21 protein-coding genes and 2 tRNA genes are annotated in these 23,855 nt (G+C 72.0%); 19 read left to right on the top strand and 4 right to left on the bottom strand.

The window, feature by feature from the left end; all coding sequences use genetic code 11:
- The first annotated feature begins 49 nt into the window (after positions 1–49).
- The 4 genes from ACWGKT_RS30445 to ACWGKT_RS30430 all read left to right on the top strand — a co-directional run bounded on the left by ACWGKT_RS30445 (position 50) and on the right by ACWGKT_RS30430 (position 3,730).
- Positions 50–478, top strand: a complete 429-nt coding sequence (locus tag ACWGKT_RS30445; protein ID WP_356145455.1) for a hypothetical protein — start codon at positions 50–52, stop codon at positions 476–478.
- 122 nt (positions 479–600) lie between these two features.
- Positions 601–1,887: a glutamate-5-semialdehyde dehydrogenase gene (locus ACWGKT_RS30440; protein WP_235453756.1), complete on the top strand. Its 1,287-nt coding sequence runs from the start codon at positions 601–603 to the stop codon at positions 1,885–1,887.
- A gap of 107 nt (positions 1,888–1,994) precedes the next feature.
- A complete protein-coding gene (locus tag ACWGKT_RS30435; protein WP_453276203.1) occupies positions 1,995–2,570 on the top strand; it encodes an SCO2584 family spore wall biosynthesis protein in 576 nt (191 codons plus the stop codon).
- An 89-nt stretch (positions 2,571–2,659) separates the two neighbouring features.
- Positions 2,660–3,730 carry an SCO2583 family membrane protein gene (locus ACWGKT_RS30430; protein ID WP_453276202.1) on the top strand — a complete coding sequence of 357 codons (1,071 nt, stop codon included), beginning with the start codon at positions 2,660–2,662 and terminating at the stop codon, positions 3,728–3,730.
- 56 nt (positions 3,731–3,786) lie between these two features.
- Here ACWGKT_RS30430 and ACWGKT_RS30425 read toward each other — a convergent pair whose 3' ends face one another.
- Complete coding sequence (locus tag ACWGKT_RS30425; RefSeq protein WP_453276201.1) at positions 3,787–4,884, bottom strand: M48 family metallopeptidase; 1,098 nt, start codon at positions 4,882–4,884, stop codon at positions 3,787–3,789.
- A gap of 104 nt (positions 4,885–4,988) precedes the next feature.
- Between ACWGKT_RS30425 and ACWGKT_RS30420 the strand changes: the two genes are divergently transcribed.
- The 9 genes from ACWGKT_RS30420 to ACWGKT_RS30380 all read left to right on the top strand — a co-directional run bounded on the left by ACWGKT_RS30420 (position 4,989) and on the right by ACWGKT_RS30380 (position 10,096).
- On the top strand, positions 4,989–5,150 hold the full coding sequence (locus ACWGKT_RS30420) for a hypothetical protein (protein ID WP_235453752.1): 162 nt from the start codon (positions 4,989–4,991) through the stop codon (positions 5,148–5,150).
- Between the two features lie 121 nt (positions 5,151–5,271).
- Positions 5,272–5,436, top strand: a complete 165-nt coding sequence (locus ACWGKT_RS30415) for a hypothetical protein (RefSeq protein WP_037716950.1) — start codon at positions 5,272–5,274, stop codon at positions 5,434–5,436.
- A 140-nt stretch (positions 5,437–5,576) separates the two neighbouring features.
- Complete coding sequence (nadD, locus tag ACWGKT_RS30410) at positions 5,577–6,212, top strand: nicotinate-nucleotide adenylyltransferase (RefSeq protein ID WP_235453751.1); 636 nt, start codon at positions 5,577–5,579, stop codon at positions 6,210–6,212.
- Positions 6,213–6,228: 16 nt separating this feature from the next.
- Positions 6,229–7,914: an LCP family protein gene (locus tag ACWGKT_RS30405; protein WP_453276200.1), complete on the top strand. Its 1,686-nt coding sequence runs from the start codon at positions 6,229–6,231 to the stop codon at positions 7,912–7,914.
- 122 nt (positions 7,915–8,036) lie between these two features.
- Complete coding sequence (gene rsfS / locus ACWGKT_RS30400) at positions 8,037–8,483, top strand: ribosome silencing factor (protein WP_235453749.1); 447 nt, start codon at positions 8,037–8,039, stop codon at positions 8,481–8,483.
- Positions 8,474–9,148 carry a histidine phosphatase family protein gene (locus ACWGKT_RS30395; RefSeq protein ID WP_453276199.1) on the top strand — a complete coding sequence of 225 codons (675 nt, stop codon included), beginning with the start codon at positions 8,474–8,476 and terminating at the stop codon, positions 9,146–9,148. The genes rsfS and ACWGKT_RS30395 overlap by 10 nt, the downstream gene beginning before the upstream one ends.
- Positions 9,149–9,265: 117 nt before the next feature.
- Positions 9,266–9,338 (top strand) — tRNA-Ala (locus tag ACWGKT_RS30390).
- Between the two features lie 347 nt (positions 9,339–9,685).
- On the top strand, positions 9,686–9,859 hold the full coding sequence (locus tag ACWGKT_RS30385; protein WP_235453747.1) for a hypothetical protein: 174 nt from the start codon (positions 9,686–9,688) through the stop codon (positions 9,857–9,859).
- A gap of 3 nt (positions 9,860–9,862) precedes the next feature.
- Complete coding sequence (locus tag ACWGKT_RS30380) at positions 9,863–10,096, top strand: hypothetical protein (RefSeq protein WP_006136074.1); 234 nt, start codon at positions 9,863–9,865, stop codon at positions 10,094–10,096.
- On the opposite strand, the gene ACWGKT_RS30375 is transcribed toward ACWGKT_RS30380, so the two are convergent.
- Complete coding sequence (locus tag ACWGKT_RS30375; protein WP_453276198.1) at positions 10,075–11,346, bottom strand: glycosyltransferase 87 family protein; 1,272 nt, start codon at positions 11,344–11,346, stop codon at positions 10,075–10,077. The two genes, ACWGKT_RS30380 and ACWGKT_RS30375, sit on opposite strands and share 22 nt — an antisense overlap.
- 113 nt (positions 11,347–11,459) lie before the next feature.
- Here ACWGKT_RS30375 and ACWGKT_RS30370 point away from each other — a divergent pair.
- Positions 11,460–11,532, top strand: a tRNA-Ala gene (locus ACWGKT_RS30370).
- Between the two features lie 133 nt (positions 11,533–11,665).
- Here ACWGKT_RS30370 and ACWGKT_RS30365 read toward each other — a convergent pair.
- Together ACWGKT_RS30365 and ACWGKT_RS30360 are read right to left on the bottom strand one after the other, a co-directional pair.
- Entirely contained in the window at positions 11,666–13,276 is a 1,611-nt protein-coding gene (locus ACWGKT_RS30365) for an NADH-ubiquinone oxidoreductase-F iron-sulfur binding region domain-containing protein (RefSeq protein WP_356145441.1), read from the bottom strand.
- Complete coding sequence (locus ACWGKT_RS30360) at positions 13,273–14,589, bottom strand: cytochrome b/b6 domain-containing protein (protein WP_453276197.1); 1,317 nt, start codon at positions 14,587–14,589, stop codon at positions 13,273–13,275. Before ACWGKT_RS30360 ends, ACWGKT_RS30365 begins: the two co-directional genes overlap by 4 nt.
- A 404-nt stretch (positions 14,590–14,993) precedes the next feature.
- On the opposite strand from ACWGKT_RS30360, the gene leuS reads away from it, so the two are divergent.
- The 5 genes from leuS (at position 14,994) to ACWGKT_RS30335 (ending at position 23,851) form a co-directional block, all read left to right on the top strand.
- Complete coding sequence (leuS, locus tag ACWGKT_RS30355; protein WP_453276196.1) at positions 14,994–17,921, top strand: leucine--tRNA ligase; 2,928 nt, start codon at positions 14,994–14,996, stop codon at positions 17,919–17,921.
- A 175-nt stretch (positions 17,922–18,096) separates the two neighbouring features.
- Positions 18,097–18,831: a hypothetical protein gene (locus ACWGKT_RS30350; protein ID WP_453276195.1), complete on the top strand. Its 735-nt coding sequence runs from the start codon at positions 18,097–18,099 to the stop codon at positions 18,829–18,831.
- A 72-nt stretch (positions 18,832–18,903) separates the two neighbouring features.
- Positions 18,904–19,749 carry a DegV family protein gene (locus ACWGKT_RS30345; RefSeq protein ID WP_356145434.1) on the top strand — a complete coding sequence of 282 codons (846 nt, stop codon included), beginning with the start codon at positions 18,904–18,906 and terminating at the stop codon, positions 19,747–19,749.
- A gap of 113 nt (positions 19,750–19,862) precedes the next feature.
- A complete protein-coding gene (locus tag ACWGKT_RS30340) occupies positions 19,863–21,173 on the top strand; it encodes a helix-hairpin-helix domain-containing protein (protein ID WP_453276194.1) in 1,311 nt (436 codons plus the stop codon).
- 122 nt (positions 21,174–21,295) lie between these two features.
- Entirely contained in the window at positions 21,296–23,851 is a 2,556-nt protein-coding gene (locus ACWGKT_RS30335; protein ID WP_453276212.1) for a ComEC/Rec2 family competence protein, read from the top strand.
- The last annotated feature ends 4 nt before the right edge of the window (positions 23,852–23,855 follow it).

Genomic DNA, 23,855 nt, shown 5'->3' with positions numbered 1-23,855 from the left:
AACTTTCCTTCAGGAACATGTTCCCGAGCGCTGCGTGAAGGAGGCCGTTGTGAGACGAGTGCGCCCTGGGGCGGCGGCGTCCCGCGGTGCTCTGACGAGCGTCGCGGCCGGGGACACCTTCGAGGAGCCGAGAGACCTGCCCCGCCTGTGGCACGTCACCCTCAGCGTCTCCGGGCAGGCGGTCCCGCTCAAGGACCTGCGGCGCGCCCTGGAGCAGCTCGCGCACGACCACCCCTTCCTGCTGACCAGCCGCTACGCCAACGACCACGCGGAGATCCGCTACTGGGAAGAGGCCCGCGACCTGCACGACGCCGCCGCCGTGGCCCTGCGCCTGTGGGGCGAGCACCGCCAGACCTCGGGGCTCCCCGCCTGGGAGATCGTCGGCCTGGAGGTCATCGACCGCGAGACCTACCACCAGCGCGTCGCCGAGGGCTACGGCCCGCCGCCCGCGACCCCGGTGGGCGTGCACCCCTTCTGACTCCGCACGTCCGACTCCGCACGGCCCCGCCCGCCCCGGAGGGCCCTTTCGTCCCCGTTGGTCCCGTCTCGGGGTGTGGGATGACCGGCGAACGGCCCCGGTCGGCGCACTACCCTTCCCTCATGACCACGCTCTCGCCGTACGACGCCATGTCCCCGGTCACCCAGGCCGCCTACCGTGCCAAGGCCGCCGCCGCCGACCTCGCGCCGCTGCCGCGTGCCGTCAAGGACGACGCGCTGCTGGCCATCGCGGACGCCCTGGAGGTCCGTACGAGCGAGATCGTCGAGGCCAACGCCAAGGACATCGCCAAGGCCCGGGAGGCCGGCACCAGCGAGGCGATCGTCGACCGGCTCACCCTCACCCCCGAGCGGGTCCGCGCCATCGCCTCCGACGTCCGCGACGTCGCGGGACTGCCCGACCCGGTCGGCGAGGTCGTCCGCGGCTCCACCCTCCCCAACGGCATCGACCTGCGCCAGGTCCGCGTCCCGCTGGGCGTCGTCGGCATCATCTACGAGGCCCGCCCGAACGTCACCGTCGACGCCGCCGCCCTGTGCCTGAAGTCCGGCAACGCGGTCCTGCTGCGCGGCTCGGCCTCCGCGTACGAGTCGAACACCGCCCTCGTCCGGGTGATCCGGGACGCCGTGGGAGGGGCGGGGCTGCCCGCCGACGCCGTGCAGCTGGTGCCGGGGGAGAGCCGCGAGAGCGTCCGCGAGCTGATGCGCGCCCGCGGGCTGGTCGACGTGCTCATCCCGCGCGGCGGCGCCTCGCTGATCCAGACGGTCGTCTCCGAGTCCATCGTCCCGGTGATCGAGACCGGCACCGGCAACTGCCACGTCTACGTCGACGCCCGGGCCGACCTCGACATGGCCGTCGAGATCCTGATCAACTCCAAGGCCCAGCGGGTCAGCGTCTGCAACGCCGCCGAGACCCTGCTGGTCCACCAGGACATCGCCGCCGAGTTCCTGCCGCGCGCCCTGGACGCCCTCGCCGAGGCCGGGGTGACCGTGCACGCCGACGAACGGGTCATGGCGTACGCCAAGGACTCCCGGGCGACCGTGGTCGAGGCGACGCCGGAGGACTGGGAGACCGAGTACCTGTCCTACGACATCGCCGCCGCGGTGGTGGACTCGCTGGACAAGGCCGTCGAGCACATCCGGCTGTGGACCTCCGGCCACACCGAGGCGATCGTCACCACCTCCCAGCAGGCCGCCCGCCGCTTCACCCAACTGGTCGACTCCACCACCGTCGCCGTGAACACCTCCACCCGCTTCACCGACGGCGGCCAGTTCGGCTTCGGCGCGGAGATCGGCATCTCCACGCAGAAGCTGCACGCCCGCGGCCCGATGGGCCTGCCGGAGCTGACCAGCACGAAGTACATCGTCACCGGCGACGGGCACGTACGGCGCTAGACCCCGACCTGGAACGACCGCACAGGACGGACCGAGACCCGTCTCAGCAGGCGGATGAATTTCCATACCGTCTGCCCAAATTGACCCCCCAGGTCTACTCTGGATCCGTGCCGGAGGACGTGGGGGGCACGCCGTTCCCGGACGGCTGGGAGCCCGACGACGACCACGACCACGGGGTGTCGGACGACGAGTTCGCCTCCGTGGTCTTCGACGAGGCCTTCGTACGGGCGGCCGTGGTGCACGAGCCCACCGCCGTCGAGCGCCTCCTGGCCGCCGCCCAGGCGAGAGCCGAGGCTTCCGAGGCCGAGGCGCGCCGCCGGGCACGCGGCAGCGGCGAGCGCTACGACGACGGGTACGGCCCCGACGGCCCCGACTTCGGCCATGACCGGGACTTCGACGAGCTGGACGACCCGGACCTCTTCGACGACCACCACGGCACCTCGGGGGCGTACGGCAAACAGGTCCGCTGGCACCGCCCGGTCGCCTGGGTGCTCGCCCTCGTGATGGGCGTCGGCATGGTCGCGCTGGCCTTCGCCGCCGTCTACCGCGGGGCCTCCTCGGGCAGCCGCGAGCAGGTGCCCACGCCCGCCTCGACCGGCCTGGAGCAGGGCCGCGAGTCGGCTCCCTCGGCGTCCGCCGAATCCACCCCGCCGGCGGTCTCGGCGTTCCCGCGCTCCCCCTGAGCGCCCTGTGCATTTCCTGGTGAGAACCTGTCAGAACTTGTCGTGTAGCAGGGCGTTTACCTGAGCCCCCTGAGACCTACTCTGAAAGTATGGGCGGGCCAGGAGAACCACCTGAGGGGACACCCGAAGGCGCTCCCGCTGGTGGTGAGGACGAATACCGATCCGTCGTCTTCGACGAATCGTTCGTCCGTGCTGCCCGTCTCCAGGAGTTCTCCGCGCAGGAGCGCATGGCCGACCACGCGCCCGCCGTACGCCGCCGTCCGACCCTGCACCGCGGGCTGACCCGGCAGGCGCTGATCCTCCTCCTGCTGATCGCCCTCGCCTTCAGCACGGCGGTCTACATGGGCGTACGCCACCCGTACGACTCACCGGAGGCACGGCAGCCCGTCGAGCCCCTGCGGATGACCGTCATCCCGCTCTCCCCGCAGGGCAAGGTGCCCGGGGCGCCCGACGCCGAGTACCTGTACGCGCACAGCCCCGCCGCCCAGTTCAGCGTCGGGGCCGAGGGCATCCCGCTGCCCGCCTCCCGGCGCACCGCGCACTTCTCGGACAGTGACGTCGTGTCCGCCCTGTCCACCGCGAAGGACTACATCGTCCGCTCCGCGCTCTACCCCGAGGTGATCGGCGGCAGTGACGTCCACCCCGCGCGCGTCCTCGTCGACCCCGACCAACTCGACCAGTTCGACCAGAGCTTCGCGCACCCCACCGCGGACGGGCGGCACGCGCCGACCGGATGGCTGGTGCGCTTCGACCCCGCGCAGGCGCGGCTGGCGGACCGCAAGATCCGGGTCCAGGGCTCGCTGCAGGCCGCCGAGACCGACTCCGCCACCCTTGAGGTGACCGCGGACCACACGCTCGTCTACGCGCTCAGCCCGGCCCGTGCCGTCGCCGGCGCCCCGGTCTCCCTTTTCACCGTCCGCCGCGAGCTGACGTTCCGCTTCGACCGCGAGGACCTGCGCACCCACCAGGTGCAGCTGATCGTCTCCTACGTCCAGGCGGGTCCCCTGTCCTGCGCCGAGGACTCCACCAACCACCTGCACCCGCTGCTGGCCGGCCAGACCGCCAGGACGGGCGGCCCGGCCGGCACGAACCCCTACGCGACGGGGAGCGCGACGGCCCTGTGCGGGACGCTGGCCACCGGGGCCGAGCCCAAGGCGTGACCCTCCGGGCCCGGCCGGCGGCGTGACGCTCCCGGTCGGTCCTCGCCGGGCGGAGGTCAGTCCTCGTCGCGCGGCGGGGTGTCCGTCGGCTCCTGGTCCTTCGGCGGGGGCGCGCTGGCGAAGCCGTCGAAGCCCCGGCGGACCCGGCCGCCCAGGTTCCCGGCCCCGCCCGCTATGTCGGTGACCAGCTTCATCAGCGGGTCCTTGGACGTCTTGACGTGGTCGGCGTAGTGCTGAGCCGACTCACGGAACGAGTCGCTGACCGAGGTGTCCTTGTCCTCGCTGCGCCGCGGGTAGTGCCCGTCCATGATCCGCTGGTAGTCCCGCGACTCGGCCCACTTCTTCAGCTCGGCCGCGCGGACCGTGGTGAAGGGGTGGGAGCGCGGCAGCACGTTCAGGATCTTCAGCACGGAGTCGCGCAGGTCGCCCCCGGCCTCGTACTCCTCGGCCTGCTGCAGGAACGCGTCCACGTTCATCTCGTGCAGGTGGTTGCCGCCCGCGATCTTCATCAGACCGCGCATCGAGGCCCGCAGGTCCTGACCCACGAGCAGCCCGGCCCGGTCGGCGGACAGCTCCGACTTGCGGAACCACTCCCGCAGCGCCGTGACGATCGCCAGGATCGCGAGGTTGCCCAGCGGGATCCAGGCCACCTTCAGCGCCAGGTTCGTCAGGAACAGCAGGATCGTGCGGTACACCGCGTGCCCGGACAGCGCGTGGCCCACCTCGTGGCCCACGACCGCCCGCATCTCCTCCTCGTCGAGCAGCTCGACGAGCCCCGTGGTGACCACGATGATCGGCTCGTCCAGGCCGATGCACATCGCGTTCGGCTGCGGGTCCTGCGTGACGTACATCGGCGGGACCTTCTCCAGGTCCAGGATGTAACAGGCGTCCCGCAGCATGTCGTTCAGGTGCGAGAACTGCTGGTCCGAGACCCGGACCGAGTCGGACAGGAACAGCAGCCGCAGGCTGCGCTCCGGCAGCAGGCCGCTGAGCGCCTTGAACACCGTGTCGAAGCCGCTCAGCTTGCGCAGTGCCACCAGCGCCGAGCGGTCCGCCGGGTGCTCGTACGCACGCGAGGAGATCCCCGGGAAGCGCCTGCGCTGCCTGCTCGGGACGTGCTCGTGCCCCTCGTGCTCGTGGCCGTCGTCGGACATGTCTTCCCCCACGTGTGCGTCAGTGTGTCCAAGTGCCCCCGAAGCAGCCCCCAGCCTAGGCGGAGATACCGTGGACGGGCAGTACAGCCGAAGGAGTCCACGCCATGGAGCACCACCCCGCAGCCGCCTGGCTGCCCGAGGCCGCGAGCGCCGTCCAGCAGCACGGGACGGGGAATCTGCTCCGTGTCGTACTGATCGTGATGTTCCTGGGCTGCGTGCTGACCGCGTGGTTCCTGCTGCGCGGGTACAAGCGTAAGGACGATTGAGCCACCAGGAAGGTTCCCCCGCTCGTCCCCAACGGCGGAGTCGGCGTGATCGGCGCCGGGGCACCCGCTTACGATGAGCCGACGTCTTTATCCCGCCCACACCGGATAGGTCCTGCCGAAGATGAGCTTCCACAGCACCGCTGCCCAGTTGGTCACCCTCGCTGCCGAGGGCGAGGAGCACGGCGGCAACCACGAGAGCCTGAACCCGCTCGTCACCGGCGGCGGCGCATTCATCATCCTGCTGCTCCTGCTGTGGATCACGACCCGCTTCAACCGCGACCGCTGAGCCGGGCGGCCCGTTCCCGAGAGGTCTCACGGCCGGGGACCACAGGCCGGGCCGGTAGGGTCTGCACGCATGGGAGAGCAGGACATGCCTACCGGTCCGGCGAATGACACGGCGAACGACATGGTGAAGGCCCCGGCAACATGGTGAAGGCCCCGGAGAACAGGCCCGGCAGCGGCCCCGCGCACACGGGCAAGCGCCGCCTCGGCGTGATGGGCGGAACGTTCGACCCGATCCACCACGGCCACCTCGTGGCGGCCAGCGAGGTCGCCGCGCAGTTCCAGCTGGACGAGGTGGTCTTCGTCCCCACCGGCCAGCCGTGGCAGAAGTCCCACCGCAGCGTCTCCCCGGCCGAGGACCGCTACCTGATGACGGTCATCGCGACCGCGGAGAACCCGCAGTTCTCCGTGAGCCGCATCGACATCGACCGCGGCGGGCCCACCTACACCGTGGACACCCTGCGTGACCTGCGCGCGCTCAATCCCGACACCGATCTCTTCTTCATCACCGGCGCCGACGCCCTCGCCCAGCTGCTGACCTGGCGCGACACGGAGGAACTGTTCTCCCTGGCGCACTTCATCGGCGTCACCCGGCCCGGTCACCATCTGACCGACGCCGGACTCCCGGAGGGTGGCGTCTCGCTCGTGGAGGTTCCCGCGCTCGCCATCTCCTCCACAGACTGCCGTGCGAGAGTCGCCAAGGGCGATCCCATCTGGTACATGGTGCCGGACGGAGTCGTGCGCTACATCGACAAGCGCGAGCTGTACCGCGGCGAGTGAGCCGAGAGGGGCACCGGTGAACGACCGATACGACCCGGGGTCGGAGTACACAGGCGACCAGTACGAGCTCGTCGGCTACGACGAGTACGGACAGCCCGTGTACCGCCAGGTCCCGGCGCAACAGGGTCCACGGCAGACGTACGACCCGTACGCGGGCGGGCAGGGCTACGGCTACGACCCGTACGCGACGGGCCGGCAGCAGCCCGTGCAGCCGTACGACGGCTACGACACCGGACAGCAGCCGACGGTGCCCACCCACGACCCCTACGACCCGTACGGCGGCCGCGGTCCCGCACCGGCCTACGACCCCTACGGGCAGACGGCGGTCAGTGGGCAGCAGCCCCGGGTGACCGAACAGACCGCCCACATCCCGCAGCAGGTCGCTCCGGCCGACGATCCGGAGGACCTGGGCGCCCGCGAACGGGACTACCACACCGGGCAGTTCGCCTTCGTCGAGGAGCCGGAGGGCAGCTCCGAAGACGTCATCGACTGGCTGAAGTTCACCGAGAACCGCACCGAGCGCCGCGAGGAGGCCCGCCGCCGCGCCCGCAGCCGGCTCGTCGCGCTGGTCGTGGTCCTCGCCCTGGTCGCGGCCGGCGGCGTCGGCTACCTCTGGTACGCCGGAAAGATCCCCGGCCTGTCCTCGCCCGGATCCAAGCAGGGCGCGGCGACGGCCGTGGGTGCCCAGAACCGCGACGTGATCGTCGTCCACCTGCACAACACCGGCAAGGGCGGCACCTCCACGGCGCTGCTCGTCGACAACACCACCACCAAGCAGGGCAGCACCGTCCTGCTGCCGAACTCCCTCGCCCTGTCGGGCGACGACGGCTCCGCCACGACCCTGGCCAAGTCGGTCGACGACGACGGCTCCTCCGGGACCCGCGACCAGCTCGACACCGTCCTCGGCACCAACATCGAGGGCACCTGGCGGCTGGACACCCCCTACCTGCAGAACCTCGTCGAGCTCGTCGGCAACATCGACATCGACACCGACGCCGACGTCCCCGACCCGAGCGCGAAGAAGAAGGGCACCGGGCCCCTCGTCCACAAGGGCAAGGACCAGACCCTGAGCGGCAAGATGGCCGTCGCCTACGCCACCTACCGGGCCTCCGGCGAGGCCGACAACGCCCAGCTGGAGCGGTTCGGCCAGGTCATGCAGGGGGTGCTGCGCAAGCTGTCGTCCGACGCGCAGGGCGCCACCGTCACCGTGCAGACGCTGGGGCAGATCATCGAGCCGCCCCTGTCCGACAAGAACCTCGGTGTCTTCCTCGCCAAGCTCGCCGACCTCGCCAAGGGCGGCGACTACAAGACGGCCCTGCTGCCCGTCCAGAACGACGGCACCCTGAGCGCCCAGACCAGCGCCAGCGTCGTCAAGGACATCCTCGGCGGCACCGCCAAGAGCCCCGACGCGGGCTCGGCCGTCCGGGTCTCCGTCCAGAACGCCACCGGCATCAAGGACCGCACCGACAAGGCCCGCGTGGTGCTCCTCAACGGCGGCTTCACCTTCCTGGAGGCCGGCACGGCGTCCAGCGCCCAGGCGCAGTCCAAGGTGATCTACCGGGACGCCGCCGACAAGGAGAACGCCACCGAGGTCGCCAAGACCCTGGGGCTGCCCGCCGGCGCCGTGACGAAGGGCTCGGTCGGCTCCAACGCCGACGTCTCGGTGATCCTCGGCCAGAACTACGACCCGTCCTCGTCCTGACGACGGCAGGCGCACCCCGCGTGACCCTCGTGGCACGCGGGGTGCCCCGTTAATCACATGGGGTGCCCTCGGCGGTCCGTGAGACCCTTGAGGTCAAGTGACCGCCGACGGAAAGCCATGTAGTGACCGCCACCGACCGTTCCATCGAGCTCATCAACACCGCCGCCCAGGCGGCCGCCGACAAGCTCGCCCACGACGTCATCGCCTACGACGTCAGCGACGTCCTGTCGATCACGGATGCCTTCCTGCTGGCCTCCGCACCCAACGACCGCCAGGTCAAGTCGATCGTCGACGAGATCGAGGAGCGGCTCCTCAAGGAGCTCGGCGTCAAGCCGGTGCGCCGCGAGGGCGACCGCGAGTCCCGCTGGATCCTGCTCGACTACGTCGACATCGTCGTCCACGTCCAGCACAGCGAGGAGCGCGTCTTCTACGCCCTGGAGCGGCTGTGGAAGGACTGCCCCGAGATCGAGCTGCCCGCCGACGCCAAGGCCACCCGCGGCAAGGCCGAGGAGCACTCCCGGCTGCAGGCCGCGGAGGACGCCGCCGAGCTGGACGGTGAATGGCGATGAGCCCCACCGGTGAGGTGACCGACCGGAAGGGACGGGGCCGCCGCATCATCCTGTGGCGGCACGGCCAGACCTCCTGGAACGTGGAGCGCCGCTTCCAGGGCTCCACCGACGTCGAGCTCACCGAGACCGGCGTCGGCCAGGCCCGCCGGGCCGCCCGGCTGCTCGCCTCCCTGAAGCCCGACACGATCGTCTCCTCGGACCTGCGGCGGGCCGCGCACACGGCCGCCGAGCTCGCCACCCTCACCGGCCTGCACGTCACCCGCGACGAGGGCCTGCGCGAGACCTACGCGGGCGTCTGGCAGGGCCTGACGCACGAGGAGATCATCGACCGGTACGGGACCGAGTACGCCGCGTGGAAGCGCGGCGAGCCGGTCCGCCGCGGCGGTGGCGAACTGGAGACCGAGGTGGCCGACCGGGCCGCTCCCGTCGTGCTGCGGCACGCCGAGAAGCTGCCCGAGGACGGCACCCTCGTGGTGGTCAGCCACGGCGGCACCATCCGCACCACCATCGGGCGCCTGCTCGGTCTGGAGGCCGGCCACTGGGAGAGCCTCGGCGGGCTCTCCAACTGCTGCTGGTCCGTCCTGGGCGAAGGCGCGCGCGGCTGGCGGCTGCTGGAGCACAACGCGGGCACCCTCCCGGAGCCCGTCCTCGGCGACGACGACTGAGCGTCGGCGGGCCCCCGCATCCCGGATTTCACTTTCCGGCAGGTCGCAGGCTAAAGTTCTTCTTGTTCGCCCCGCCGAGCGGGGCGAAACACCATGCGGCTCCGTCGCGTGGCACAAGGGGCTATAGCTCAGTTGGTAGAGCGCCTGCATGGCATGCAGGAGGTCAGGAGTTCAATTCTCCTTAGCTCCACGGATCGACACTCTCAGGAGTTGTCAAAGATCGTGACGAAGATCCCGTCCCCGGCAAGGGGGCGGGATCTTCTGTATTCCGTCGCTCTTGTGACGGAACGTCCGAGGATCTCCCCACGCGGCGGGCGTGCTCTTCGGCACACTGGTGCCGATCGGGCTTGAGTCAGTCGGGCCTCCCTGGCGTATACCTCTTCGGAGGCGCTCTCGGCGCGCAGGTCGGCGCCGGTCGGGACGGCCGCGGTGGCTGCCGTGTCCGGACTGGTACTGAGGCGTCGCTGACCGTATTGGTCCGGCCGTGGCAGAATCAAACGGCCGGAAGGGGGCGCGGCCCGACAGGAGGGATTAGCGATGCCTGCGAGCATCCTGGAGGAGGGCGTTCACCTCCTCGATGCGGCGTTGATACGGGACACGGCCACCCGCCTCAGCTGCCCTTCCTGCGGTTCGGCCCATGTCGCCCAGGTTCTCGGCGACAACGGCGGAATCTCCTACGTGTGCACGGCCTGCGGCCACAGCTGGAGCTGATCGATGGGTGCACACAGGCGAAAGTGCGACTGGTGCGGCAGTGGAACGCCGATCGTCCGTGACATGGAACCGATCAATCCCGACTACCAGTACTGGTGCGAGGAATGCGCACGGGCGCTGATCATAAAAGGCGACCCGATCGAGACGTACCGCGAACTGGAGGGTGAGCCGATCTACGGCAGGCTCCTTGAGGAGCACTGCACCCTCAAGCGGTTCTATTCCTTCGTCACGGCCTGAGGCGTCGCTGCGTGAGGCGCCGCGGCCTGGCGCGTCACGGTCCGACGTCTCACGGTCCGAAGCCGGTCGGGCCCCGGCAACGACGCCCCGGCGCACACCAGGAAGAGGCAGCCGGTCAGCGCGTAGAGGGCCGACAGCGTGAACTCGACGCCGTTCTGGTGCAGTTCGGTCCGCCCCGGCCGATGCGGCACCCACCACAGGGCGTACGAGCAGAACACCAGCAGCGTGCCCAGGGCCGCCGCCCGGCGCCCGCGCGTCCACAGGAGCAGGGCCAGGGGCACGCACCACACCCAGTGGTGCGACCAGGACACCGGACTGATCAGCAGCGCGGTCACCGCGCAGCCGAGCACCGCCAGAGCCCGCCGGCCCCGCAGTTCCGCCGCGACCGCCACCGACAGCCCCGAGACGGCCACCACGGCCGCCACGGCGGTCCAGAGGGCTCCCGGCTCGGGCGTGTGCAGTAAGCGCGCCAGAACGCCGCGCAGGGCCTGATTCGCGGTCTCCTCGGTGTGCCCGACCCGGTCCGCGCGGAACACCATCGCGGTCCAGAACCGCCACGAGTCGTACGGCAGGACGACGGCCGCGAACAGCGTCGCCCCGGCGAAGGCGACGGCCGCCCCGCGCGCGTGGCGCAGCCACGGCCCTCCGTCGCGCCCCCTGAGCCACGCCACCGTGCCCGTGGCGAACAGGAACACCGCGAACAGCGCGGGCGTCAACTTGACCGCCGCGGCGAGCCCGACGCCGAGTCCGGCCCAGCCGGCCCGGCCCTGCGGCGGACGGCGTGACAGATCCCACAGCACCAGGACGGCGAGCAGCAGATTGACCTGTCCGTAGCGCAGCGTCGTCCACACCGGTTCGCACCACACGACGGCCGCCGCGACCCACCAGACGCTCTCCACGCGCGCGTGCCCCACGAGTTTCAGCGACAGCCGGACGAAGGCCACCAGCAGGGCGAGGTTCCCGGCCGTCGCCAGCGTGCGCAGGTGCGCGTTGTCCAGCAGCGTCAGCGGCGTGAACAACAAGGCCGCGAACGGCGGGTAGGTGGTGGACAGGTGGGCCGTGGTCGTCCGCAGCGCGTACAGGTCGCCTCCCGCGCGGACGGTCGCTCCCTCGGCCCGGTACACCATCAGGTCGATCATCGACACGTGCGCGGCCCGCTGCGCGATCCAGAACGCCGTGAACGAGAGGAGGCACGCCCCCAGGGCGACCGGGGCACGACGATGGGCTCCGGAGAACGGGATCGCGGTCACGAAGGCCGACACTAGCGCCCGAATCCGTACAGAACGGAAACGGTTTGGTGCAGCACCCCTGCGACCGTGTAATGTTGGCGTCGCCGCCGGGGAAACCGGGCGGAACAAAACAAGGGGCTATAGCTCAGTTGGTAGAGCGCCTGCATGGCATGCAGGAGGTCAGGAGTTCAATTCTCCTTAGCTCCACAGAAATCGAAGGCGGATCATCCGAAAGGATGGTCCGCCTTCGGCGTGTGATGGCCGCTTCGGTGTACGGGGCGGCCGCCCGGTACGACGACGGCGGGCCACCCGAACCGGGTGACCCGCCGTCCGTATGTGCTCAGCGGCCGAGCGCGCGGCGGCCGCGTCCCTGGGAGAGGACCGGCAGGTTGCGCGACGGCGCCTGCGCGCGGGTGTCCTCCTCGATGCGCAGCGCCAGCGCCGGGCAGCGGCGCACCGCGCGCAGCGCCTTCGCCTCCGCGTACTGCGGCACCTTCGCCTGGGCGACGGTCGGGAAGCCGTCGGCGCCGAGCTGGAAGACCTCCGGGAGGATGTCCGCGCACAGGCCGTGGCCCCGGCACAGGGTCCAGTCGACGTAGATCTTCTGGCGGCTGCCGCCGCTCTCCTCCTGCCCCGCGCCGCCCGGGATGCCCGCCGGGCCCTTGCCCCCCTCGAAGAGCGGCAGCACGCCCTCCACCGGTCGTCCGCAGCCGTTTCCGAGGACATGCGCGGCGAGGTCGTCGGTGAACGCCTTGATGGTCGACTCCAGGAACATCGCCGAGCCGTCCGGGTGCGAGCACGCGCCGCGCCGCTTCACGTTCTTCGCGACCTGCTTGAGCGCCTCCAGGGCGGCCGGTCCGCCGCCGTTGAGGATGTCCTCCATGCCGCGCGCGGCGGCGGGCAGCCCGAGGTAGCACGGGCCGCACTGGCCCGCGCTCTCCTCGGCCAGCCACTGGGCCACCCGCAGCGACTCGCCCAGCGGACAGGTCTCCTGAGTGATCGGCAGAATGGCGCCGGCGCCGAGCGCGCCGCCCACCGCGTCCAGCGAGTTGCGGGAGACGATCGCCTCGTTGACGGTCGCGGCGTCGATCCACTTGCCGTGGTAGCCGCCGGTCAGGACGCCCTGGGGGACCGGCGGGGCGCCGGCCAGCTGCAGGACGTAGCGCAGCGGCACGCCCGTGGGGACCTCGATCACCATCGGGCGGGCGACCGCGCCGGAGACCGTCAGCATGACGGTGCCCGGCTCGTCGTACAGACCGGTGTTGCCGTAGCGCTCGGGGCCGATGCGGGCGGCGATCGCCAGCTGCGCGAAGGTCTCGGCGTTCGACAGCAGCGTGGGGGCCCCGCCCACACCGCTCTGCGAGGCGCTGATCTTGCGGCCGGGCGGGATCGCCGGGCCGCCGTCGATGGAACGGATCAGCGACGCGGCGGCGCCGGTGACCATCCGCACCGGGTTGCGCTGCACGCTCGCGCGCAGCGCCGACCGGCGGCTGTTGCTCAGGCCGCGCTCGGAGAGCGCGGCCTCCATGGAGCGCTGGGTCGACTCACGGGTGACGCCCACCACGAGCGTGCGCGCACCCAGGGCCTCCGCGCACAGCAGCGCGCCGTCCAGGATGAGATGCGGGGCACGGTTGATGAGCACCGTGTCCTTGCGGCAGGCCGGCTCGTCCTCGCTTCCGTTGACGACGACGACCGGCCGGACACCGCGCTTGATCGCCGCTTCGGCGACCGAGCGCAGCTTCTTGTGGAAGGGGAAGCCCGCGCCGCCGCGGCCCTTCAGGTTGATGCGTTCGGCGAGCTGCGCGAGCTGCTCGCCACCCATCGGTTCGAGCGGCCCGTGCACCTTCAGGTGCATGGGCAGATCGAGCCGTTCGACAAGGTCGAAGCCCGACGTGAGCTGCGGAAGGCCGACCACGCGGACTTCTGGTACGTCGGGCAGGGCCTCGTTCACCTATAGCCTCCGGAAGGCGTGTTCCAAGGTTCGCCCGAACCCGGCGCGTCGTAGGGCGCACCGGGGGATGGTTCATTGGCGGGACCGCTGTTGTACGTGTCGTTCGTGTTGTACGTGCCGTAGAGGTTGTTCGTCTCACCGGTGTCGTACATGTCACTTCCGCCGTACCCGCCACTGCCCGGATTGCCGTACGCGGGGATGTTGTATCCGGTGTCCTGGAGGGGGTCGTAGGCCGACGGGGGCGCCTCGCCGACCGGCGGCGGGGACGGGATCGGCCAGCTGCCGGAGGTGCTGGAGGGGCCGTCCATGCGCGGCATCGCCTCGGTGGGCTGCATGTCCAGCGGCAGGTCCATGCGCGCCGTCTGGTCGGCCGCGAAGGGCCGGCGGGGCCGCGACGGCGACTGGACCGCCCGGTAGGCGGCCGCGAAGCCGGACGCCGGCTCGGCGGCCGCGGCGGCTCCGTAGCCGGCCGCCGCGGGGGAGGCCGCCGTGTCCGTGTACGAGGACGTCGCGGAGCGTTGGTTCTCGTAGCCCGGCAACGCAGATGAAGCAGCCGAGGCTGCCGACGCGGACCCGGCCTCCGCGACCCGGGCGCGGCTGGCGTCCAGGTCCTCGCGGCCCGCCCGCTCCTCGGAGCCGATGAGCGCGACGATCCGGTCGGCGACCTTGCGCTTGAACGGGCGCGGCGCGGCCCGCAGCGCGAGCGCCGCCATGACTCCGACCAGGCACAGCTCGTACGACACCATGAAGAACGTCTTCGCGGGGCGGCCCGCGAACAGGCCGTGGATCAGGGCCGCGCACAGGGCCGGGTAGGCCAGCATGTGCATCGCGCGCCAGCGCGCCGCCACCGGCGCCGGGGAGGCGAACTGGTTGCGCAGCGCACCCGTGACGCCCACGAAGATCATGAGCAGGCCGGCCAGGGAGCCGAGGCCGATCAGCCCCGCGCTGCCCTTGACGCCGAGGCTGAAGGGGATCAGCGCGGCGATCAGGACCGTGTGGTCGAGTGCCAGCTTGATCGTGATGTGCACCACGAGGAAGGCGATCGAGGCGACGGCGGTCACCCGGTGGATGCCCTGGGCGACGATCCGCTGGCGGGTGTTGAGGATGAGCCGGTCCTGGGCGACGAGGCCCCAGATCACCGAGCAGGTGAGGCTGACCAGGGACAGGACTCCCGCACCGAAGTTCAGGAAGTCCTGGAGCCAGCCGCCACCGTTCAGCACCACCACGGGTATGAGCAGCAGGACGACAGCCGTGGCCACCCCAGAGGCCGAGCGGCCGGGCTTGGGGAGCGAGCTGTTACTACGAGGGTTCATGGGGGCAACTCCGAGCAGTTCGGGAAGGCGGTCCCGGTGCCGAACTCTAAGTGGCGCCATACCGATCAGTACGAGCTTTGAGTTATTGCGTTGTTATCAAAGGACAATGTGGCCGCCGTGGCGTCCCTTACTGGGTGTTACGCGAAGTAACCTTTGACTTTCGTTCAGTACAGGTTGTGTCAACCAGACATACGGAAGCGCGTCGCGGCTTGCTCAAGGGCTGCGGTACCCTGACGCCATGCGTGCCGTACGCCTTCTGCTTAGCGAGCCGCGCTGATCAATCCCGACCACCGGGCGAATCGGATGGTCGGCATCGGCGCGGCGTCCCCTCCTGTGCGAGGGGATTTTTCGTTTCCAGGGAATCGCAGCCGCCGGCAGAGACGATCGATGGAGCTTTGAGGATCATGAGCGAGACGAACCCCGCCGCCACCGCCGAGGTGGCGGCGCCGCACCGCTACACGGCCGCCATGGCGGCCGAGATCGAGGCACGCTGGCAGGACTTCTGGGACGCCGAGGGCACGTACGCGGCGCCGAACCCCAGCGGTGACCTGGCCGGCGACCCCGAGGTGGTCGCCAGGCCCAAGAAGTTCATCATGGACATGTTCCCGTACCCCTCCGGTGCGGGTCTGCACGTCGGCCACCCCCTGGGCTACATCGCCACCGACGTCTTCGCCCGCTTCCAGCGGATGACCGGCCACAACGTCCTGCACACCCTGGGCTTCGACGCCTTCGGCCTGCCGGCCGAGCAGCACGCCGTGCAGACCGGCGAGCACCCCCGCGTCACCACCGAGGCGGCCATCAACAACATGAAGTCCCAGCTGCGCCGGCTGGGCCTGGGCCACGACAAGCGCCGGTCGTTCGCCACGATCGACCCGGACTACTACAAGTGGACCCAGTGGATCTTCCTGCAGATCTTCAACTCCTGGTACGACGACGAGGCGAACAAGGCCCGGCCGATCGCCGAGCTGATCGCCCAGTTCGAGTCCGGTGAGCGCGGCGTTCCGGGCCACGCGCGCGCGTGGAACGAACTGAGCGCCGCCGAGCGCGCCGACGTGCTGAGCGAGTTCCGCCTGGCGTACGCCTCCGACGCGCCCGTCAACTGGTGCCCCGGCCTGGGCACCGTGCTGGCCAACGAGGAGGTCACCGCCGACGGCCGCTCCGAGCGCGGCAACTTCCCCGTCTTCAAGGCCAAGCTGCGCCAGTGGAACATGCGCATCACGGCCTACGCCGACCGGCTGCTGGAGGACCTGGCGGAGCTGGACTGGCCCGAGGCCATCAAGCTGCAGCAGCGCAACTGGATCGGCCGCTCCGAGGGTGCCCGCGTCGACTTCCCGATCGACGGCGAGCACATCACGGTCTTCACCACCCGCCCGGACACCCTGTTCGGCGCGACCTACATGGTGCTGGCCCCCGAGCACCCGCTGGTCGAGAAGTTCACCCCGCAGGCCTGGCCCGAGGGCACCCACGCGGTGTGGACCGGCGGCCACGCGACCCCGGCCGAGGCCGTCGCCGCGTACCGCGCGCAGGCCGGCGCCAAGTCCGACGTGGAGCGGCAGGCCGAGGCCAAGGACAAGACCGGCGTCTTCACCGGCGCGTACGCCACCAACCCGGTCAACGGCGAGCGGGTCCCCGTCTTCATCGCCGACTACGTGCTGATGGGCTACGGCACCGGTGCGATCATGGCCGTCCCGGCGGGCGACCAGCGCGACTTCGAGTTCGCGCGCGCCTTCGAGCTGCCGATCCACTGCATCGTCGAGCCGACCGACGGCCGCGGCACCGACACCTCCACGTGGGAGGACGCCTTCTCGTCGTACGACGCGAAGATCATCAACTCCTCCAACGACGACATCAAGCTGGACGGCCTGGGCGTCGCCGACGCCAAGGCGCGCATCACCGAGTGGCTGGAGCGCAAGGGCATCGGCCAGGGCACGGTCAACTTCCGCCTGCGCGACTGGCTGTTCAGCCGCCAGCGCTACTGGGGCGAGCCCTTCCCGATCGTCTACGACGAGGACGGCATCGCCCACTCGCTGCCCGAGTCGATGCTGCCCCTGGAGCTGCCCGAGGTCGAGGACTACTCGCCGCGCACCTTCGACGCGGACGACGCCGACACCCGGCCCGAGACCCCGCTGTCGCGCAACGAGGAGTGGGTCAACGTCACCCTGGACCTGGGCGACGGACCGAAGAAGTACCGCCGCGAGACCAACACCATGCCCAACTGGGCCGGTTCCTGCTGGTACGAGCTGCGCTACCTGGACCCGCACAACAGCGAGAGGCTGGTCGACCCCGAGATCGAGCGGTACTGGATGGGCCCGCGCGCGGGTCAGCCGCACGGCGGTGTCGACCTGTACGTCGGCGGCGCCGAGCACGCCGTGCTGCACCTGCTGTACGCCCGCTTCTGGTCCAAGGTCCTGTACGACCTGGGGCACGTCTCCTCCGCGGAGCCGTTCCACAAGCTGTTCAACCAGGGCATGATCCAGGCCTACGTCTACCGCGACAGCCGTGGCATCGCGGTGCCCGCCGCCGAGGTGGAGGAGCGCGACGGCGCCTACTACTACGAGGGCGAGAAGGTCTCCCGTCTGCTGGGCAAGATGGGCAAGTCCCTGAAGAACGCGGTGACTCCGGACGAGATCGCCGCCGAGTACGGCGCCGACACGCTGCGCCTGTACGAGATGGCGATGGGCCCGCTGGACGTCTCCCGCCCCTGGGACACCCGCGCGGTGGTCGGCCAGTTCCGGCTGCTGCAGCGGCTGTGGCGCAACATCGTCGACGAGGCGACCGGCGAGGTCACCGTCTTTGACGCCGAGCCCGACGAGGACGCGCTGCGCGCCCTGCACAAGGCGATCGACGGCGTGCGCCAGGACCTGGAGGGCCTGCGCTTCAACACGGCCATCGCCAAGGTCACCGAGCTGAACAACCACCTGACCAAGGCGTATGGCGGGCGCGGGGCCGCAGGCCCCTCCGTTGAGGGTGGTGGTGGGCGACGGGCGGGAGCCCTGCCGCGCTCGGTCGCCGAGCCGCTGGTCCTGATGGTCGCGCCGCTGGCCCCGCACATCGCCGAGGAGCTGTGGCGCAGGCTGGGCCACACCGACACGGTCGTCCACCAGGACTTCCCGGTCGCCGACCCGGCCTACGTCGTCGACGAGACCGTGACCTGCGTCGTGCAGATCAAGGGCAAGGTCAAGGCCCGCCTGGAGGTCCCGCCGGCCATCTCCGACGAGGAGCTGGAGAAGGTGGCGCTGGCCGACGAGGCCGTCGTACGGGCGCTGGGCGGCGCGGGCATCCGCAAGGTGATCGTGCGGGCGCCGAAGCTGGTGAACATCGTCCCGGCGTAAGCGTCAGCGGGCCCGGCGCGGGTGTCCGGGCCACCCGCGGGCGGCTGCCTCGGGGTAGTCCCCTACGGGCAGGTTCGGGGTTCTTCCGGAACTCCGGGCCTGCCCGTTGCGTTTACCGTGGAGGAGCACGAAACGCCGTGCGAGGCGTGACGTGGCAGTCCCGAGGAGGAGCGTCATGGAAGCAGTGATCACCGTGTTCGCCCTGCTCTTCCTGCTGTTCGTGGTCCTCGGCACCGTCGCCGCGGTCAAGGTGATCGGCGCCGCCAAACGCGGCGTGGACCGCACGATCACGCAGGCCCGCCGCACCGTGGAGGACCACACGCTGCGCGCCAAGTCCTTCGCCCAGACCGGCCCGGCGGCCGAGATCGTCCAGCTCCGGCTCGCCCTGCGCACCTCGATGCGCGCCACCCAGGAAGCGCTGCGGGTCGGCGTCACCGAGGACGAGTCGCTGCGCGAGTCCCTCGGCCTCTTCCAGCGCCTCAGCGCGCACGGACACGAACTGGACGGCGAACTCAAGCGCCTGGAGTCCGAACCGGACCGGGCCACCCTCGCCGCCCGCCTGCCGGACCTGCGCCGGCGCACCGAGCGCATCACCGAGTCCGCGGACTCCCTGCGCTGGGCCGCCCGCGACCGGGCCCACCGCTTCGCCGAGGACGACCTGGACGCCCTGAGCGCACAGATCGACGTGGAGACCGGCGCGCTGCGGCACTGGACCCGCGCGGACACCCCGGACGCGTTCGCGCAGTGGCCCGACGCCGCCGAGACCGAGGAGCCGGCCGGACAGCAGACCTGGTCTCAGACCCCGCGCTCGCGCACCGCCGACGAACCGACCCGGACCGCCATCACCCCGCCCGGCCCGCGTCCCGCCTACCCGTGGCAGAAGAAGACCCGCCCCGAGAGCACGACTTGATCCGGCCGCTCCCGGCCCTGGTGAGAGGGGCCGGGCTGCCGTCCGGGCGCTACGGCAGGTAACCTCCAGCTCATGTCCCGCCATGTCGCGATCGTCACCGATTCAACGGCCTACCTGCCGCCGCGGACGATGGAGCGCCACGGCATCACAGCGGTGCCCCTGACGGTGGTCCTCGGCGACCAGGCGCTCGAAGAGGGCACGGAGATCTCGACCCGTTCGCTCGCCCAGGCCCTGCAGAAGCGCCGCCCGGTCACGACGTCCCGGCCCAGCCCGCGGGAGTTCGCGGAGACCTACCGCAGGGTCGCCGAGTCCGGGGCCACCGGCATCGTCTCACTGCACCTCTCCGCCGAGTTGTCGGGCACCTACGACGCCGCCGTCGTCGCGGCACGCGAGGCGCCGGTGCCGGTGCGGGTGGTGGACACCGGGATGGTCGCCATGGCGCTCGGCTTCTGCGCACTCGCGGCGGCCGAGGCGGCGGAGTCGGGCGGCACGGTGGACGAGGCCGTGACCGCGGCGGAGAAGCGGGCCGCGGGCACCTCCGCCTACTTCTACGTCGACACGCTCGACTACCTCCGCCGGGGCGGCCGCATCGGTGCCGCGCAGGCCCTGCTGGGCTCCGCGCTCGCCGTGAAACCGCTGCTGCAGCTGGACGGCGGCCGCATCGAACTCCTGGAGAAGGTCCGTACGGCGTCCAAGGCGATCGCCCGCCTCGAGGAGATCGCGGCCGACCGGGCGGGCACCGCCGAGGTCGACATCGCCGTCCACCATCTCGCCGCCCCCGACCGGGCGTCCGCCCTCGCCGACCGGTTGCGGGCCCGGGTACCGGGGCTCGCCGAGCTGCATGTGAGCGAGGTCGGGGCGGTGATCGGGGCGCACACGGGGCCCGGGTTGTTGGGGGCGGTTGTTTCGCCCCGGTAGCGCGGGCAGCCGAGGAGGCCCGTGTGGGTGACGGAGTTGTCCACAACTGGGTGACTGTCCCCCGGAATTGAGCAAGATCATCGCGATGTGGCGAGTTGTCCGATCCTCGTCCCATGGCACTTCGATCACGCTCACGCATGTCGCCGGCGACCAGCGGCCCCGGCCGCGAGCCCGCCTCCGACGGCCGCACCCGCCACCGCCGCCCACCGACCCGCCACCGCGCCCGCGCCCGGCACCGCCCCGCGCCCGCGGAGGAACTGCGCCGCCGCGCTGAACTGCTCTTCGGCGAACAGACCGGACCGGGGAGGGAGTCGGGCAGCGGGCCACCGGTCGTGGGGGCGGGGCTGGGGTTGGGGCCGGGTCCAGGGCTGGGAGCGGGGCCGCGTGGGGGTACGGCGCTGGGGCCGGGCCCGGGGCCGCGTGGGGGTACGGCGCGGGGGACGGGGGCGGTGTGCGGCATGCGCGCGGCGCCCGTGGTGAGCCCGGCGCGGTCGGCACCGGGCGTCGCGACTGCGGCATCGGTGCGGGGTGCGCCGGTATGGGGTGCGCCGGTGCGGGGCGATGGCGTGGACGATCCGCCCATTGACGACGCCGGTGATGCGGACGATCCGCCCGTCATCGACGCCGGTGTCGCGGACGGGCCGTCGCTGTCGGGTTGGCGGGAGCGGGCCGGGCTCGCTCTGCGGGAGCGCATGCCTCTGTGGTTGCAGGAGAGGTGCGGGCTGGAGCGACGGGGCGTGGTCGCGCTCGCGGTACTGCTCGTCGTCGCCGCGGTGTTCGCCGTGCAGCACTTCTGGGCCGGCCGCACGCAGTCGGTGAGCGCGCCGCAGGTGGTGAAGGCTCAGGCTCCGCTGCGGACCGGCGAGGAGGCGGGGGCGGCCGAGGGCACGGGCGAGACCGCGGCGAACGGACAGGCCGGGCGGGCCGGTTCCGGAGGGTCCGGAGTGGGCGGGCCGGGTGCCGCCGGGACGGAGATCGTGGTGGACGTCGGCGGCAAGGTCCGCGACCCCGGGATCCACCGCCTGCCCGCCGGTTCACGGGTCGAGGACGCGCTACGGGCGGCGGGCGGGGTGCGGCCGGGCACCGGCACCGAGGGCCTCAACCGCGCCCGCTTCCTCATGGACGGCGAACAGATCGTCGTCGGCGGCCCGGCACCGGCCGCGGGAAGAGGCCCGGGCAGCGGGACCGGCACCGCCGCGGCCGGCTCCACGGTGGGCGTCGGAGGCCCCTCGGCCCCGATCTCCCTCAACACGGCGACCCCGGAACAGCTCGACACCCTGCCCGGCGTCGGCCCCGTGCTCGCCCAGCACATCGTCGACTACCGCACCCGGCACGGCGGCTTCCGCTCGGTCGACGAACTGCGCCAGGTCAACGGCATCGGCGCCCGCCGCTTCGCCGACCTGCGGAACCTGGTGCGGCCATGAGCCGCGAGTCCGACGACGACCCGGGTACGCGCACCGGTCGCCGATCGCCCGCGCCTACCGCTCACCCGCCACCCGCGCGTATCGCTCGCCGCCCGCCCTCGCGCACCGCCCCTCGCTCCGCCGTGCACGCCGCCTCCGGAAACCGGCTCGGGGCCGCACACCCCCGCCAGGAGGGACCCATGGACCTGCGCCTGGTCCCGCCCGCGCTGGCGGCCTGGGCGACGGCGGCGCTGACCCTGGACGCGTCGCCGACCTGGATCGCAGTCATCGTCGCCACCTGCCTGATCACCTCCGGCATCCTGCTGACCGCACGGCGACGTCAAGCACGCCGCGACGCCCCGGCCGTCCGCCCCCAAGCCCCGCCCACCCGCTTCCCCCTGCCACGCACCGCGACGGCCGCCCTGCTCCTCTGTGTCGCCGCGACCGCCGTCTCCGCCGGACTGCACGGGGCGGACCTGCGCCGGGGACCCGTGCCCGAGCTGGCCCGGCGGTATGCCGACGTGACCGCCGAGGTCGAGCTCGGCTCGGATCCGTGGCTCAGCCGGCCACGGGTCACGGGCGATCACGCCGCCCCGGTCGCCGTCCTGATCCATGCCGAGGTACGGCGGGTCGAGGAGGCGGACGGCACGGCCACGGCGACGCGGTCACCGGTGCTGATGGTCGTCGACGGGGACGCCCCGGCGCCGGAAGAGGAAGGACACACGAGGCTCCCCGGTGCCCGGCAGTCGGCACGCTCGGCGTGGCTCGGGCTGTTGCCCACCACCCGGCTGAGGGTCAGCGCGCGGCTCGCGCCCGTGATGGCGGGGGCGGACCGGACCGCGGCCGTGCTGCGGGTGACCGCCGACGAGGTGCCGCGGGTGGTGGGGCAGCCGAGTGCACCCCAGCGGCTGGCCGGGCGGCTGCGGGCCGGACTGCGCACCGCGACCGACGGGCTCCCGGCGGACGCGCGGGCGCTGCTGCCCGGGCTGGTCGTCGGGGACACCTCGCGGATCACGCCGGAACTGGACGAGGCCTTCAAGGGGACGGACCTGGCGCACACGCTCGCCGTCTCCGGCAGCAACCTCACCGTTCTGCTGGCCCTGCTGATCGGCCCGCCCGGCCTGGCCCAGCGCGTCGAACGCCGCGGACTCGCCCCCCGCCTGGGCATCTCCCTGCGGGCCACCGCCCTGCTCGCGGGGGCGCTCACGCTCGGATTCGTCATCGTCTGCCGACCGGACCCGAGCGTGCTGCGGGCCGCGGCCTGCGGAGCCGTGGCGCTGCTCGCCCTGGCGACCGGACGCCGCAGATCGCTCATCCCGGCACTGGCGACGGCCGTCCTGCTGCTGGTGCTGTACGACCCGTGGCTGGCCCGCAGTTACGGCTTCCTGCTCTCGGTGCTGGCCACCGGCGCGCTGCTCGTGCTGGCGCCGCGATGGAGCGCGGCGCTGCGGCGGCGCTCAGTGCCCGCGCGGGCGGCCGAGGCGCTGGCGGCCGCCGCCGCGGCGGAGGCCGTGTGCGCGCCGGTCGTGGCGGTGCTCTCGGCGCGGGTGAGCCTGGTGGCGGTGCCCTGCAACCTGCTCGCCGAGGTGGCGGTCGCCCCGGCCACGGTGCTGGGATTCGCGGCGCTGGCGACGGCGCCGGTGGCGATGCCCGTGGCCAAGGCCTGGGCCTGGTGCGCGGGTTGGCCGGCCGGCTGGATCGCCGGGGTGGCCCGGAGCGGGGCCGCGCTGCCCGGCGGGGGAGTGGACTGGCCCGGCAGCTGGACGGGGGCGCTGCTGCTGGCGGCGGTCACCGTGGTCCTGGTGTTCGTCGGGCGGCGGTTGGGGCGGCGCCCGTGGTGGTGTGCCGCCTGCGGGGCGCTGCTGGTGCTCGCGGTCCTGCGGCCGGCGCCGCTGACCCGGGTGCTCACGGGCTGGCCGCCGCCGGGCTGGCGGTTCGCGATGTGCGACGTGGGACAGGGCGACGCGACGGTGCTCGCGGCGGGCGAGGGCAGCGGGGTCGTCGTGGACGCCGGACCCGATCCGGCGCTGGTCGACCACTGTCTGCGGGAGCTCGGCATCACACGGATCCCGCTTGTCGTCCTCACCCACTTCCACGCCGACCACGTCGCCGGACTGCCCGGTGTGCTGCGCGGGCGCTCGGTGGCCGCCATCGAGACGACGGACTTCGAGGAGCCCGGCGAGCAGGCCGAGTTCGTGAGGAAGGAGGCGGCCGCACGGCACATCCCGCTCACCCACGCCGTCGCCGGTGAGGAGCGGCGCACCGGACCGCTGTCCTGGCGGGTGCTGTGGCCCCCGCCGAGCCCGGCGGCGCCCGCACCGGACGGCCCCAACGACGCGAGCGTCGCGCTGCTCGTGCGCTCCGCCGGGCTGCGGCTGCTGCTCCTCGGGGACCTGGAACCCCCCTCCCAGCAGGCGCTGTTGAGATCATCCGCGGCGGCCGGGCTGGGCCGGGTGGACGTGCTCAAAGTGGCCCACCACGGCTCGGCCTACCAGGACCCGGACCTGATACGCCTGGTCGCTCCGCGGGTGGCGCTCATCTCCTGCGGCGCGGACAATCCGTACGGCCACCCGGCACCCGCGACCGTGGCCGCGCTGCGGGCCGAGGGGGCGGTGGTGCTGCGTACCGACCGGGACGGGGCGCTCGCGGTCGCCGGGTCGGGAGGGGTGCGCGCAGAGATGCGGGTGGCGCGAGACTGAAGGC

Source organism: Streptomyces sp. NPDC054794 (assembly GCF_053611585.1).
This window is presented reverse-complemented; position numbering and strand designations above follow the sequence as displayed.

Excerpts from the sequence above, each read along its gene's own strand:
- ACWGKT_RS30430 (WP_453276202.1), top strand. The coding sequence starts at position 2,660 with ATGGGCGGGCCAGGAGAACCACCTGAGGGGACACCCGAAGGCGCTCCC.
- ACWGKT_RS30350 (WP_453276195.1), top strand. The coding sequence starts at position 18,097 with ATGGAAGCAGTGATCACCGTGTTCGCCCTGCTCTTCCTGCTGTTCGTG.
- ACWGKT_RS30425 (WP_453276201.1), bottom strand. The coding sequence starts at position 4,884 with ATGTCCGACGACGGCCACGAGCACGAGGGGCACGAGCACGTCCCGAGC.
- ACWGKT_RS30340 (WP_453276194.1), top strand. The coding sequence starts at position 19,863 with ATGGCACTTCGATCACGCTCACGCATGTCGCCGGCGACCAGCGGCCCC.
- nadD (WP_235453751.1), top strand. The coding sequence starts at position 5,577 with ATGGTGAAGGCCCCGGAGAACAGGCCCGGCAGCGGCCCCGCGCACACG.
- ACWGKT_RS30380 (WP_006136074.1), top strand. The coding sequence starts at position 9,863 with ATGGGTGCACACAGGCGAAAGTGCGACTGGTGCGGCAGTGGAACGCCG.
- ACWGKT_RS30440 (WP_235453756.1), top strand. The coding sequence starts at position 601 with ATGACCACGCTCTCGCCGTACGACGCCATGTCCCCGGTCACCCAGGCC.
- ACWGKT_RS30360 (WP_453276197.1), bottom strand. The coding sequence starts at position 14,589 with ATGAACCCTCGTAGTAACAGCTCGCTCCCCAAGCCCGGCCGCTCGGCC.
- ACWGKT_RS30385 (WP_235453747.1), top strand. The coding sequence starts at position 9,686 with ATGCCTGCGAGCATCCTGGAGGAGGGCGTTCACCTCCTCGATGCGGCG.
- ACWGKT_RS30395 (WP_453276199.1), top strand. The coding sequence starts at position 8,474 with ATGGCGATGAGCCCCACCGGTGAGGTGACCGACCGGAAGGGACGGGGC.
- leuS (WP_453276196.1), top strand. The coding sequence starts at position 14,994 with ATGAGCGAGACGAACCCCGCCGCCACCGCCGAGGTGGCGGCGCCGCAC.
- ACWGKT_RS30345 (WP_356145434.1), top strand. The coding sequence starts at position 18,904 with ATGTCCCGCCATGTCGCGATCGTCACCGATTCAACGGCCTACCTGCCG.
- ACWGKT_RS30415 (WP_037716950.1), top strand. The coding sequence starts at position 5,272 with ATGAGCTTCCACAGCACCGCTGCCCAGTTGGTCACCCTCGCTGCCGAG.
- ACWGKT_RS30420 (WP_235453752.1), top strand. The coding sequence starts at position 4,989 with ATGGAGCACCACCCCGCAGCCGCCTGGCTGCCCGAGGCCGCGAGCGCC.